The sequence below is a fragment of the Gardnerella sp. DNF01189 genome (genome assembly GCF_049244195.1).
Lineage (GTDB): Bacteria > Actinomycetota > Actinomycetes > Actinomycetales > Bifidobacteriaceae > Bifidobacterium > Bifidobacterium swidsinskii.
Window position 1 is genome coordinate 648,587 of sequence record NZ_CP058385.1, and the last position, 14,592, is coordinate 663,178.

Below are 14,592 nucleotides of genomic sequence, written 5' to 3' on the forward strand. Positions count from 1 at the left end.
ATATGAGATTAGCACACGCCCATTCGCCCAGCACTTCAGGTACCATAATTTGATATAAGTTGTGTAAATAATTTACATAAATAATCTATGTAAGTAAAAAATATTCTCTATAAACAGACGGTTACGGAGTTATTATGGCATCAGATACAACTATTTTCCATAGCACTCGTTCGCTTAAGCCAACATGCACTTCAAAAGAAGCAATACGTAAAGGAATTGCTGAAGATGGCGGATTATTTGTAGCCGATAGCCTTGGTAGCGAGCGTTACGATATTTCTAAATTGCAAGGCAAATCGTATCAAGAAATTGCGCAAGATATTTTACAACTGTTACTGCCAGATTATACTTCAGAAGAGCTTTCTTCTTGCATTAAACTGGCATACGGCAATCAATGGGCTAATAACGCTATTACTCCACTCCAGCAGCTTGGAAACACTCGCGATTTTGTGATGGAACTTTTCCATGGTCCTACATGCGCGTTTAAAGACGTTGCTTTGCAAATGTTGCCACAATTAATGTCTCGCACTAAAACTCAACACGAAAACGAATCTGATATTGAAAAAAGCGTTATGATTCTAACTGCAACTTCTGGAGATACAGGTAAAGCTGCTTTGGCTGGTTTTGCTGATGTTCCAGGCACTTCTATGGTTACTTTTTATCCAGAAGGAAAAGTTAGCCGCGTTCAAGAATTGCAAATGACTACGCAGGTGGGCGAAAATGTGAAAGTTTGCGCAGTTCGAGGCAATTTTGACGATGCTCAAACTGGCGTAAAACAGATTTTCACCAATAGTGAGCTTAATAAAAATATTGAAGAATCTGCGAATACTGAATTGTCTTCTGCTAATTCAATAAATGTTGGACGACTCGTGCCGCAAGTCGTGTACTATTTTGCGGCTTATAAGCAACTTGTTGAGCGTAAAGCAATAGCTCTTGGAGACGAAGTTGAGTTTTGCGTACCAACCGGCAATTTTGGCGATATTCTTGCTGGATATTACGCAAAAATGCTTGGTCTTCCTGTAAAACATCTTATTGTTGCAAGCAATAGCAATAATGTTTTGTTTGATTTTTTGGTAAGCGGCACTTATAACCGTCAGCGCTCATTCCATCACACTGTTGCTCCTTCTATGGATATTTTGGTTTCTTCTAATTTGGAACGAATGCTTTATTACATGTGCGATAAAGACACGCGTTTAATACAAATGCTTATGAACGATTTACAGCAGTGGGGCGCTTTTGAGATTCCAGAAAATGTGCTTGCAAAGATTCGCTCACTGTTTGGCTGCGGTTGGGCAAATGAAGATCAAATTCGCGAAGCTATTTATGACTGCTGGAACAAGTACAAGTATGTGATCGACCCACATACTGCTTGCGGATTCTTCGTTATGCAAAATATTCCACATGACGAAAGCACACCTAGAGTATTGCTAAGCACTGCAAGCCCATACAAATTCCCTCGCGTTGTTGCTGAAGCTTTGAATATTGAGCATGTGCAAGATATGAATGATTTCAAATGCATGGACGCTCTTAGTAAAGCTACAGGAACTAAAGCTCCAAGCATGCTTAGAAATCTTGAAAATAAAACTCCACGCTTTAATGATGTTATTAATGTTGAAGATATGCCTGAGTATGTTTTAGCTCAAGCGCATAATTTCGCAAAATAATCATAAAGTTTTAAGCGAAAGAGGCTGGTTTACTTGTATAATCCAGCCTCTTTTACTATTCATTCGTTATTACTTTCGAATAAAGCTGCATACACTTCGTTAATAACGTTTAAATCATGACCTTTTCTTGCAGCTGCTGCGAAAAATCTTCGTCTTCGAACTAAAGGCTCAAGATTTCTCGTGCGCGAAGCCGTTTTGCGACCGAGTTCCCACGCTGCTTCAGTGAATACTCCAGAGTTTTGAGCAGAAGCTACATTTTGTGAAATAGCAGCAGGATCAACATTTTTACGCTGCAATTCCATTCGAGTAGCTCTAGCACCAAGAAGCCTCACTGCGCAAGAGCGAATCACCATTTGAGCGTATTGATTGTCATCAAGAAGATGCAATTCAAGCAAGCGATGAATAACCGCGTCAACAGCAACTTCCGTGTAACCTTTTTCTTTAAGCCTTTTGCGCATGTTCATCACAGAGCTAGGAGCATAATCTAAAAGCCTTAAAGCAGCTTCCCTGCAATCATCTTCACTACTATTGCAAAGTTCGTCGCTTAAATCACTTACTTTAGCGTTTTTTACATACGGCATGTTTTTTGTATTATTTTTTGCGCTTAAAAGTACTGACTTATGCGATATTTTTTTGCGAGTATGTGTCACTACACTATTACTTTCGTCATTTTCTTCAGCACGCTCTACTGGATGATCGCGAAGAAAATTCTCTACACTAATAGGCATATTGCATTCGCTTTACACTGTAATCTTATTATTACTTCGATTCGGATGACTTTTGTGCAGAATTTTTAGCTACAGAATCATCATCGAATTGATCTAGTTCAGAATCTTCAGCGAATTGATCTTCAGGATGCATTAAACCTAACGAAGCTTTGACTTTTTCGCTAATTTCTTCAGTAATAGCTGGATTATCTTTCAAGAATTTACGGACGTTTTCACGACCTTGTCCAAGCTGCTCACCTTCATAAGTAAACCAAGAACCAGATTTCTTAATAACTTCAGCTTGCAGTCCCATATCGATAACAGAACCTTCAGTCGAGATACCTTCTCCGTAAAGAACATCAAACTCAGCAGTTTTGAAAGGCGGAGCCATTTTATTCTTGACAATCTTAACTTTAGTTCGGTTGCCAACAGCTTCTTCGCCCTCTTTAATAGTAGAAACTCTGCGAATATCCATACGCACAGACGCATAGAACTTCAAAGCTTTACCACCAGTGGTAGTTTCAGGATTACCAAAGAATACGCCAATTTTTTCACGAAGCTGATTAATAAAAATAGCAGTAGTGCCAGCTTGTGAAAGAGCACCAGTCATCTTACGCAACGCCTGACTCATTAAGCGAGCTTGTAAGCCCACATGACTATCTCCCATATCGCCATCGATTTCAGCTTTAGGAACTAATGCCGCTACAGAATCAACAACAATAACATCTAACGCACCAGAACGAATAAGCATATCAGCAATTTCCAATGCCTGCTCACCATTATCTGGCTGAGAAACAATAAGAGCATCCGTGTCTACTCCAAGCTTTCGCGCATAGACAGGATCCAACGCATGCTCAGCATCAATAAATGCCGCTACCCCACCATTTTTTTGAGCATTTGCAACAATATGCAAAGCAAGAGTTGTTTTACCAGAAGACTCAGGACCGTAGACTTCAACTATTCGCCCTCTAGGAACACCGCCAATCCCCAAAGCAGTGTCCAACGCTAATGAACCAGTAGAAATAACTTCTACATCTTGCATAGGTCTATCACCTAAGCGCATTGCAGAACCTTTTCCATATTGTCGTTCAACATTGGCTAAAGCAGTTTCTAACGCTGCTTGGCGACGTGGATCTGTTTTATCCGCATCAATAAGGCGATTAATACTGCCTTTACTTTTTGTTTGCGCCATGTATGCTACTCCTTTCGCATGCCGTTATGTATCGAACGACCTTAGTTCCATACTAGATTCAAGTACAAGCATTTTTGTGCAATGTGGATAAAACATTTAATCCAAGCACTTAAACACTTAACTCAGCTTAAATCATCTCGACAAACATAAGTATACTACATATGCGAACATTTGTTCGATAGCGCGTGTCTTGATTACAACCCAACTACTTACAATCTTCGACATAAGCAATCAAGTCATTAGCTATTCTCAACAACTGAAATACAGTAGATTCGCGAACTTCTTGACGACTGCCAGATAATCTCAATTCAAAAACAAAAGCAGCACTTGATGGCGCAATTTTAGTTACGCTTTGACTTTCAATTTGAGCAAAATCATAATCATAGACGTTACTCACACAGCCATTTTCAAGTTCTTTACGAGCTACATCTTTAACAGAATCCACAACATCACTAACTTGAGGCAAAAATATTCCAACATAAACTAAACCTGCTGGTTTATTACCATCAGAACCAGGACCTGCAACACCAGTTGTAGACAAGCCAATAATAGGAAAATTTGCACAACACTCACAATCTTCCTCATACGCCCATCCACTGCCACGATATATTTGAGCAGCTCCAATCGCCATTTGAAAAGCAACATCCTGGTAAACCGCGCCTTCAGATTGTAAAAGATTAGAATTTACGCCAAGAATTTTGGATTTAGCATGAATATCATAAGTGACAGCAGATCCACAAAAAACTCGTGACGCACCAGGAACAGAAACAAAAGCATCAGCCAAAAGCCCGCCAGTTAATGACTCTGCTGAAGCAATATGCATTCCTTTAATAAAACTTTTTTCCAATAGATTCGCAGCTAAAGAAACTGTATTAAAACCTGAAGAATTATTCATAATACGCTCGATATGATTGTAGCTTACGATTTTCCAAAACATAAACCCTTTAGGGATAATCTATGAAAAACCGTAAGCTACAAACAAGAAGTTTAACTCGTTATATTTTATTTACTTCACAGGAGACAAAGGCACTGCATTTTTTGCATCATCAACTTGAGATTCGCTATTTGAAGAACCCTCAAAGAAAGCACTATAGACATACAAAACTGCAGAATAGAAAGCAAAGCCCAAAGAAATACCAAGCAAGCCAAAAGCAACTGCATAGTAAGAAACCATCCAAGAAGGCAATGGATTAGCATGAAGAGTTGCAACAAGAGGTGCAATAATCATTGCAATACCAATCGACTGCGTAAGAGTCTTATATTTTCCTGCAGAGGATGCAGCAATTACCCTTCCACGAACATTAACAACATAAATTCGCACAAGAGTAATGGCAATTTCGCGAATCATGAACAAGATGGTTATCCACCAATAAATTTCGCCGAAAACAGAAGCAATAATAAGCGCAGCTAAAATAAGAATTTTATCCGCAATTGGATCAAGCAACTTACCTAATTCTGTAACCTTATGATATTTACGAGCCATCCACCCGTCAAGCTTATCCGTAGAAGCAGCTACAACAAACAGCACAAACGCAGCCCAACGCAACGAAACTGAATCAAAACCCCATATACCTGCTTTCAAATATAAAACAATAAAAACAAGCGAAAGCAAAATACGGATATAAGTCACAATATTCGGAGCATAATTCCAGCCAACAAAAAATGATGACTTAGCTTTTTTCTTCATACACATAACCTTCATTCTACTGCAAAGTAAAAACTTCTAGCACATCACACAACTTGGTACTGCACATAACAATACAATATCTTATAACGAATCTGACTCACCACGAATAAAAGCCAAAACTTTTGGCAAATCTTCCGGCTGAACCAAAACTTCGCGAGCTTTAGAACCTTCAGAAGGTCCCACTACTCCTCGAGATTCAAGCAAATCCATCAATCGACCTGCCTTTGCAAAGCCAACGCGCAACTTGCGCTGAAGCATTGAAGTAGAGCCAAATTGCGAGCTAACAACAAGCTCTGCAGCCTGAAGCAACTCATCCATATCGTCGCCAATATCGCTAGTTTTAAGCTTGCTTTGAGCTTGAGCATCAGCTTTTTGAGCCATTTGCTCAATATCTTCACGATACTTTGGCTTGCGCTGCGTGCGAACATACTCAACAGCCTTACGAATTTCAGATTCACTCACCCACGAACCCTGCACACGCTGAGGCTTAGCAGCACCCATTGGAAGGAACAAAGCGTCACCTTGACCAATCAAAGTTTCCGCACCAACAGTATCGAGAATAACCCTGGAATCCGTTGCAGATGAAGTAGCAAAAGCCAAGCGAGAAGGAATATTTGCTTTAATCAGGCCTGTTACAACATCAACAGACGGACGCTGAGTAGCGAGAACTAAATGCACACCTGCAGCTCGAGCAAGCTGAGTAATACGCTGAATAGAACTTTCCACATCGTTCTTAGCAACCATCATCAAATCAGCCATCTCATCTACAACCACAAGTAAATACGGGTATGGAGCAACTTTTCGCTCAGATCCAGCCGGAGCATGAACCTTTCCTTCACGAACAGCCTTGTTGAAATCTTTAACATGACGGAAACCAAAGAATTGCAAGTCATCGTAACGAGCATCCATCTCTTTAACAACCCATTCAAGAGCCTGCGCAGCCTTCTTAGGATCTGTAATAATCGGAGTAAGCAAATGCGGAATGCCAGCATAAGCAGAAAGCTCCACGCGCTTAGGATCGACCATAATCATGCGAACTTGTTCAGGAGTTGCTCTCATAATAATCGAAGTAAGCATTGAATTAATGAAACTCGACTTACCAGAGCCGGTAGCGCCCGCAACAAGCAAATGCGGCATTTTATCGAGAGCTGCAGTTACGAAATGACCTTCAACATCTTTTCCAACGCCTGTAAGCATAGGATTAGGGTCATTCATAGCTTTTTGCGAGCGCAGAACATCTCCCAAATGCACAATTTCGCGGTCGACGTTTGGAATTTCAATACCAATAGCAGACTTTCCTGGGATTGGCGACAAAATACGCACATCCGTACTAGCTACAGCGTATGCAATATTTTTTTGCAAATTCGTAACTTTTTCAACTTTTACACCAGGACCAAGCTCAACCTCGTACTGCGTAACAGATGGGCCTCTAAGGAATCCAATAACGTGAGCGTCAACGTCAAACTGTTCGAAAGTAGAAGTTAACGCGCGAATAACGTTATCGTTTGCTGGAGTTCTCGCAGCATGAGGCTTGCCATGAGCTAAAAGATTCAAATCAGGGAGCTTGTAAGGTTCAGAGGAAGAATCAAAAGAAGGCTCATTATTATTGCCAGCACCACTTTCACTGCCGGCAGCATTTTCATCATCTGAATCTTCCTGATCCCTGCGATATTGATCCATACGTTCAGCTGGAATACTTGACCACGGATCGCTTGCAGATAAAGAGGAATCACTCATAGGAGCTTTTGGCAATATTTCTTCAGGAACAGGCTTTGATGAAGATGAAACACTTCTAGGTGTAAGTTGACTCGAATTATTATCAGCATTTTCAAATTGAGAATTATTTGCAGCATTATTATCTGAAAAGCTGCTCACAGTTCTTGCTTTACGAGGTTCAACTCTTTCAAGATTATCTGCACTATTACCGTGAGAAGCAGCATGCGAAAATGCATCATCGCCGGCGTATTCGTCAAGCAATTCCCCATTATTATTGCTGTTTTTACGCTTAAAGAATGATTTAAACAGTTTCAATACAGAAGACATTTGAGAAGATCCGCTATTATTTTTAGACGATTCTTCATTGTGAGTTGGCACGCCATCTGCAAATTCCAAAGAATTGGTTTTGCTTTCAGAATTATCTTCTTCAGAGTTTCCTAAATCTTCAGAAGACTTTTTACTGTTATATTTAGCAAAAATAGTAACAACACTTTGAGCTATATCAGTTACATGAAGGTGAGCAATCATTAATATCGAAAAAATAGTAGCTACTACAAAAATAATAATTGCAAAAATACGAGAAAGACCCCACGATAGCGGAGATCCGAGCACAAATCCTAATAACCCACCTGACTTCTGTACAGTGTCTAAATTAAACGCTTTTCCGCGAGGTGCAGAAGAAATATCAAGAATTGAGCAAACAGACAACAATAGAATAATAAATCCGCTAATAACACGAGGATTACCAGAGCCAGCTCCACTGTTACGCATCAACCTAAAAGCAACAACGCTTAACCACACAGGCAGAACAACGCTCATAATTCCAAGCAAACTAGAAGACACAAAATGGAGACCTACTCCAATAAATCCACTAACTCTAAACCATTCTGATGCGCAGAACAAAATCGCAAGAACAAGCATAACGAAGCACAAACCATCCCTGCGATATGCCTCATCGTATTCTCCAACACCAAAAAACGAGCGCACTAACTTTCCTAAAGTTCTAGGCACAAACAGGAGAATTGTCTCCCACAATGGTTCACTAGGTGAAGCCTTACCAGCCATAAATACTCCTTCTGTGCATTACTTCATTGCGCACGCACAATTTAAGTCGGGAAACACCCTAACCATATCAGTTTACCCTATGTACTGTTTGGCTTGAAGGGTTACAAAACTAACAAAAAACGGCTGGTCAATTACCAGCCGTTTAAGTGGGGTGGCTAACGCGGCTTGAACGCGCGACCTTCTGAACCACAATCAGATGCTCTACCGACTGAGCTATAGCCACCATGCGCGTGAAAACATACATAATCACACAACAAAGGGATACTATACACGATTTTCTAGATTTCCGCCAGAGCAACACACTTCGGCGCGTCGTAGTAACAACATCAATTATTCGACAATGGCAAATGCAACAATGGGTGTATGAGTTTTTCTGAGCAAAATCAGCGCATTTTTGGCGTAACTGCAAATAGCAACAACACGACAGCACTTCTTCTTGGCTCAGGCGAGCTTGGTAAGGAAATTGCGATTGAGCTTATGCGATTAGGCGTGCTAGTATGCGCTGCCGATAGCTACAAAAACGCTCCTGCAATGCAAATAGCTCACGAATACCACGTGCTAGATATGTCGAATCCGCAAGAATTGCAAGAACTTATTTCCAATGTGAATCCTGACATTATTATTCCAGAAGTTGAAGCTATTGCTACTGAAGTTTTGAAAGATGCTGCTAAAAAGAATATTCAAGTCGTTCCTAGCTCAGATATTGCCGCGATTGCAATGGATCGCGAGCGCTTGCGTAGAATTGCGCACGAAGATTTAGGACTGCCTACTACACCGTATTGTTTCGCTTCATCTTATGAAGAGTTAGAGGATGGAGCTAAAAAAGTTGGCTATCCTTGTGTAGTTAAACCTGTTATGAGCTCTTCTGGTCATGGTCAGTCAATAGTTCGTAGTTCTGAAAATTTGCTCGCAGCTTGGAATGAAGCTCAGCATGGCAGGCGTGCAGCAGCTGAGCATGAAAATGAGTGTTCACGCGTTATTGTTGAAGCTTTAGCTCCGCTTGATTATGAGCTTACAGTACTTACAATAAGCTCTTGCGCAGGAATTACTACTTGTGAGCCGATCGCTCAGTGTCAGCAAGACGGAGACTATAGAGAATCTTGGCAGCCTGCAAATATTCCTGAATCGATCCGCACTAATGCGAAAGATATTGCAAAGCGTGCTGTAGAAAGTTTGACTGATATTGCGCAAGAAGCTGGCGAAACAGGTTGGGGCATTTATGGAGTCGAACTATTTGTATTAAAAGATGGCTCACTGTTATTTAACGAGCTTTCACCTCGCCCACACGATACTGGCATGGTAACTATGATTTCACAGCACTACAGTGAATTCGCATTACACGCATTGGCTATTTTGGGAGTCCCAATTACAGCTAACTATACTGAACTTTCTTTGAAAAATAATGAAGTTGCAGCAAGTCACGCCATTGTTATTAAAGCGGAAGGATCTGTTGGTTTTACGAATATTGCTCAAGCTTTGCAATCTGGCGAAAATCATCGATGCAACTTGCGTATTTTTGCTAAGCCTTCTGTGCATGGTCACAGACGAATGGCAGTTTCTTTAGCTACTGGATTAACGCAGGAAGAAGCTAGAGAAAATGCGACACGCATCGCCATGTTGCTAAAAACTACACAAACAAATGCTTAGATACATTGAAAATTAAGGCATAAGAGTTAAAAAAGATAATAATTTACGGTATGCACGAAGGGAAATTTTGTAGGTAACAATTGTTACGCTAATCGTGCTGGCAAAGGTCAGGTAAACCTACAAATATTGTTGGTTTGCGCCTACAACTGTGAATGCACATAAGAGAGGGCATATCATGGAAAAACTTGAGAAGTTGTACGAAGGCAAAGCCAAAAAACTGTATGCTACCGATGACACCAATGTGCTATGGGTTGAATACATGAACCAGGCAACAGCTGGTAACGGTCTGAAGAAAGCTCAGATTGCAGGTAAAGGCAGTTTAAATAACCGGATTACTTCGTTACTATTCCATTTACTTGAGGCGCGCGGCGTAAAAAGCCACTTCCTCGGACGAATTTCCGATACTGAACAACTTGTAAAGCGTATGCGCATGTTCCCACTGGAAATTATTATGCGAAATACTGCTGCAGGTTCTTTTGCAAAACGTTATAGCGTTAAAGAAGGAACACCTTTAAAGAAGCCATTGTTGGAGTTCTGCGTAAAGTCCGACGAGCTTGGCGATCCATTTATTAATCCAGAAGGCGTTGTAGCTCTTGGATTAGCAACAGATGAAGAAATGACGGAAGTCACTCGTCAAGCTCATGCTGTTAACAATGCTTTGTTGGATATTTTCTCCAAGATTGATGTTCAGCTTGTTGACTTCAAGATTGAAGAGGGCGTAGACGCGCAAGGTAATATTCTTCTCGCTGATGAAATAACTCCTGATACTTGCAGACTTTGGGATAAGCGCAATGCTGGTACGAATGAGGTAAGCCATTTGGACAAGGACTTGTTCAGACGCGATTTAGGCGACATCATTCCTGCTTATGAAGAGATTTACGATAGGCTTGCATCTTTAGCTCAAAGCGAAGGCTTGGATGTCTCTGTGCGCAAACCTGACGATTGCGTAGAACGATAATGATTGTTGTGGCTCGTACCTTTAGGGGGTGCGAGCCACATGCATTCTTAATGTGATTTTGAATAATTTAATATTTATAATTTAAAACCAATACAACAATAAACACTGCATTCATACCGCACATTCAACAAGGTAGGTTTCTCGTGGTATTTCGCGTATATGTGGAAAAACGCACTGGTTTTGACGTTCAAGCGCAACAGCTTTTACATGAGCTTAGGGAGATTCTTGGCATAAGCGCGATTACTTCCGCAAGAATTATTAACCGTTATGACGTTGAAGGTATCAGCAAAGATTTATTCGACAATGCTGTGCAAACAGTATTAAGCGAACCTCCAGTTGATAATACTTACGATTACTTGCCTATTGAAACCGACGAGCACGTATTTGCTGTAGAATTTTTGCCTGGTCAATTCGATCAGCGTGCGCAATCTGCTAGCGAATGCATTCAACTTATTAGTCAAGGCGAACGCCCAACAGTGCGCACTGCTAGAGTAATCGCTTTAAAAGGTGATCTTGACGAAAAAGCACTAAACGATATTAAACACTACGTTATTAATCCTGTTGAAGCGCGAGAAGCTTCACTTGATGAGGTAAAAAGTTTACAGCGAGAAGCAGTTGTACCATCTGATGTAGAAGTAATTAGCTCATTTAACGATTTAAACGAAGCTGGATTACAAGACTTTATTAATACTCGCGGTTTGGCAATGGATTTGGCTGACGCAAAGTTCTGCCAGAAGTATTTCCGTGAAGAACATAGAAATCCTACTATTACAGAAATTCGCGTTATTGATACGTACTGGTCCGACCACTGCCGTCACACGACTTTTGGCACCGAGCTTACAGATATTTCTATTGACGATAACACTGTTCAAGAAGCATTTAGCCGTTATCTTGATTTGCGAAAAGAACTAAATCGCGAAAATAAGCCTGTTTGCCTTATGGATATGGCAACTATTGGCGCAAAATACTTAAAGCATACCGGCGAGCTTAAAAATTTGGACGAGTCAGAAGAAATCAACGCTTGCACAGTAAAAGTTAAAGTGGACGTAAACGGTCACGACGAAGATTGGCTATTCCTGTTTAAAAACGAAACACATAATCATCCTACAGAGATTGAGCCTTTCGGTGGAGCTGCAACTTGCATTGGTGGCTGCATCCGTGATCCTCTTTCTGGACGCTCCTATGTGTATCAAGCAATGCGCGTAACTGGTGCTGCAGATCCACGCACGCCTATTAGCGAGACTTTAAACGGTAAGCTTCCGCAGCGAAAAATTGTAACTTCTGCTGCCGCAGGATACTCTTCTTACGGAAATCAGATTGGTTTAGCTACTGGCGAAGTACACGAGTTATACCACCCTGGTTATGTTGCAAAACGTATGGAGGTTGGTGCAGTTGTTGCCGCTACCCCAGCCGACCATGTGCGCAGAGAAACTCCAGCTCCTGGCGATGTGATTATTCTTCTTGGCGGACGCACTGGTAGAGATGGCATTGGCGGCGCAACTGGCGCTTCTAAAGCTCAAGATGTTGAAAGTATTGAAGAGTGCGGAGCTGAAGTTCAAAAAGGTAATGCTCCTATTGAGCGAAAACTGCAACGACTTTTCCGACGCAAGGATGCTTGTCAACTTATTAAGCGTTGCAACGATTTCGGCGCTGGCGGCATTTCTGTCGCAACTGGCGAAATTGCCGACGGCTTAACTATTAATCTCGACAAAGTTTCTAAAAAGTACGAAGGTCTCGACGGCACTGAGCTTGCTATTTCTGAATCTCAAGAGCGCATGGCTGTCGACGTTGCATCAAGTGATGCTGAAGAATTTTTGAAGTATGCTCGTGAAGAAAATCTTGAAGCAGAAATAATAGCGACTGTTACTGAAGAAGCACGAATGCGAATGACTTGGCGTGGAAAAACCATTGTTGACTTAAGCCGCGCATTCTTGGCTTCTAATGGCGCTGCAAAACAGCAGATATTGCATATTGAAAGTGGAGAATCTTACGAAACTCCATGGCAGAATCAGTCAGATTTGCCGTTAGAAAAGCGCATGCATAACTTAGTTTCGGATATTAATATTGCTTCAAATAAAGGCTTATCTGAACGATTTGATTCTACTATTGGCGCTGCTACTGTACTTATGCCTTTTGGCGGTCGTCGCCAGCTTACTCCTGCTCAAGCCATGGTTGCTAAATTCCCAGTATTTGGCGAAACAAACACAGCTTCCGCAATGGCTTGGGGCTTTAATCCGTATTTGATGGAAAAGAATCAGTTTACTGGAGCTTATGTTGCGGTTGTTGAATCATTGGCAAAGCTAGCAGCTAGCGGTTTCACTCGCGAACGTGCTTACTTGAGCTTGCAAGAATATTTTGGCAAGCCTCACGATATTCCAGAGCGTTGGGGAAAGCCAGCTGCAGCAGTTCTTGGTGCTTTAAGTGCACAGCTTGATTTTGGCGTTGGAGCTATTGGCGGCAAGGATTCCATGAGCGGCAGTTTTGAGAATCTGGATGTGCCACCAACTTTGATTTCGTTTGCTGTTTCTACTGGAGATGCACGTTTAACTGTTTCACCTGAATTTAAGGGTGTAAATCATAAAGTTATACGTATTGCTCCAAAATATAAATCCGACGGAATTACTCCAGAAAAAGAAAGCTTCCTGAAAGCACTAGAGATTGTAGAAAATATTACGAAAAACAAGCAAGCTCTTGCTATATCTACTCCTGGCTACGGTGCTAGCGCAGAAAGCTTATTCAAAATGACGCTTGGAAATCATATTGGTCTTAAATTATTCAACAATTTAAGCGACGATGATTTATTTAAGCCAGCATATGGAAACTTCTACGTTGAGCTTAAAGAAGACGCTGAAGTTCCGTCTTTAGCGAATACAAGCTTGGTTGACGTTGAGATTGTTGGCGAAACAACTGAAAATTACGCGATTACTTCATCGAATGGCGAAGAAATTGATTTAAGTGATTTGCAAAAAGTTTGGGAAAGCGAACTTTCCTCAATCTTCCCGTATAAAAAGCCTGGCGAGATTGTAGAAACTATTAATAACGAAACTAATGTTTCTACTACAAACCACATGCACACAGGAAAACTAAAGCCGCTTTCGCATCCTCACGTTATTATCCCAGTTTTCCCTGGAAATAATTGCGAATACGATACTCAAGCTGCTTTTGAAAAAGCTGGAGCAGACGCTCATACGCTTATTATTAATAATTTAAGCGCAAAAGATATTGCACAATCAGCTGAGAAATTGGTTGAAGAGATTAAAAAGAGTCAAATTGTAATGATTCCAGGAGGCTTCTCTGGAGGGGACGAGCCGGACGGTTCTGCAAAATTCATTACAGCATTCTTTAGGAATCCAGCAGTAACAGACGCAGTTCGTGACTTGCTTAATAATCGTGACGGTTTAATGCTTGGAATTTGCAACGGCTTCCAAGCGCTTATTAAGCTTGGTCTTGTGCCTTTTGGTGACATTATCCCAATAAATTCCGAATGCCCAACTCTTACCTACAACACTATTGGCAGACACCAAAGTAGGATTGTTCGCACTAGAATTGCTTCAAATCTTTCACCATGGTTAGCAAATACGCAAGTTGGAGACATGCATACTGTTGCAATTTCTCATGGAGAAGGTCGTTTTATTGCTACTAACGAAGTTATGGAAAAGCTTATTAACAACGGCCAAGTAGCTACGCAATACGTTGATAGCAATGGCGTTCCAAGCATGAGTTTGAATGTGAATCCAAACGGATCGATTATGTCCGTTGAAGGAATTACCAGCCCAGATGGTCGAGTTTTTGGAAAAATGGGACATTGCGAGCGCGCAGGTCGTGACTTGTATGTCAATATTCCTGATTTCCACGAGCAACCATTGTTTGAAGCTGGCGTTGAATATTTCACTGCATGAGCTTTAGTTTACAGTTGCAAGACTTGTATCAAAATAACTACAAAATTCGACGATTACAAT

9 protein-coding genes and 1 tRNA gene are annotated in these 14,592 nt (G+C 41.1%); 4 read left to right on the top strand and 6 right to left on the bottom strand.

Annotated features, from left to right (window positions below):
* Positions 1 to 134: 134 nt before the first annotated feature.
* The gene (thrC, locus tag HXT41_RS02755; RefSeq protein ID WP_102703179.1) at positions 135 to 1,661 is read left to right on the top strand and encodes a threonine synthase; all 1,527 of its coding nucleotides are present in this window, start codon (positions 135 to 137) and stop codon (positions 1,659 to 1,661) included.
* A gap of 59 nt (positions 1,662 to 1,720) precedes the next feature.
* Here the strand turns inward: thrC and HXT41_RS02760 are convergent, their stop codons facing one another.
* From HXT41_RS02760 to HXT41_RS02785, 6 genes are all read right to left on the bottom strand, one after another.
* Positions 1,721 to 2,389, bottom strand: a complete 669-nt coding sequence (locus HXT41_RS02760; RefSeq protein ID WP_421788800.1) for a regulatory protein RecX — start codon at positions 2,387 to 2,389, stop codon at positions 1,721 to 1,723.
* A gap of 31 nt (positions 2,390 to 2,420) precedes the next feature.
* On the bottom strand, positions 2,421 to 3,560 hold the full coding sequence (recA, locus tag HXT41_RS02765) for a recombinase RecA (protein ID WP_103013845.1): 1,140 nt from the start codon (positions 3,558 to 3,560) through the stop codon (positions 2,421 to 2,423).
* A gap of 205 nt (positions 3,561 to 3,765) precedes the next feature.
* Positions 3,766 to 4,455, bottom strand: coding sequence for a CinA family protein (locus HXT41_RS02770; protein ID WP_199172878.1), 690 nt, complete (start codon positions 4,453 to 4,455; stop codon positions 3,766 to 3,768).
* Between the two features lie 111 nt (positions 4,456 to 4,566).
* Positions 4,567 to 5,247 (bottom strand): CDP-diacylglycerol--glycerol-3-phosphate 3-phosphatidyltransferase, encoded by a 681-nt coding sequence (pgsA, locus tag HXT41_RS02775; protein WP_076002943.1) that lies wholly within the window; start codon positions 5,245 to 5,247, stop codon positions 4,567 to 4,569.
* 81 nt (positions 5,248 to 5,328) lie between these two features.
* The gene (locus HXT41_RS02780) at positions 5,329 to 8,028 is read right to left on the bottom strand and encodes a DNA translocase FtsK (protein ID WP_103013842.1); all 2,700 of its coding nucleotides are present in this window, start codon (positions 8,026 to 8,028) and stop codon (positions 5,329 to 5,331) included.
* A gap of 147 nt (positions 8,029 to 8,175) precedes the next feature.
* Positions 8,176 to 8,251: transfer RNA gene (locus HXT41_RS02785), tRNA-His, on the bottom strand.
* A 140-nt stretch (positions 8,252 to 8,391) separates the two neighbouring features.
* On the opposite strand from HXT41_RS02785, the gene purT reads away from it, so the two are divergent.
* The 3 genes from purT (at position 8,392) to HXT41_RS02800 (ending at position 14,532) form a co-directional block, all read left to right on the top strand.
* On the top strand, positions 8,392 to 9,675 hold the full coding sequence (purT, locus tag HXT41_RS02790) for a formate-dependent phosphoribosylglycinamide formyltransferase (RefSeq protein ID WP_103013841.1): 1,284 nt from the start codon (positions 8,392 to 8,394) through the stop codon (positions 9,673 to 9,675).
* A 175-nt stretch (positions 9,676 to 9,850) separates the two neighbouring features.
* The gene (gene purC, locus HXT41_RS02795) at positions 9,851 to 10,633 is read left to right on the top strand and encodes a phosphoribosylaminoimidazolesuccinocarboxamide synthase (RefSeq protein ID WP_103013840.1); all 783 of its coding nucleotides are present in this window, start codon (positions 9,851 to 9,853) and stop codon (positions 10,631 to 10,633) included.
* Positions 10,634 to 10,776: 143 nt separating this feature from the next.
* Positions 10,777 to 14,532: a phosphoribosylformylglycinamidine synthase gene (locus HXT41_RS02800; RefSeq protein ID WP_103013839.1), complete on the top strand. Its 3,756-nt coding sequence runs from the start codon at positions 10,777 to 10,779 to the stop codon at positions 14,530 to 14,532.
* The last annotated feature ends 60 nt before the right edge of the window (positions 14,533 to 14,592 follow it).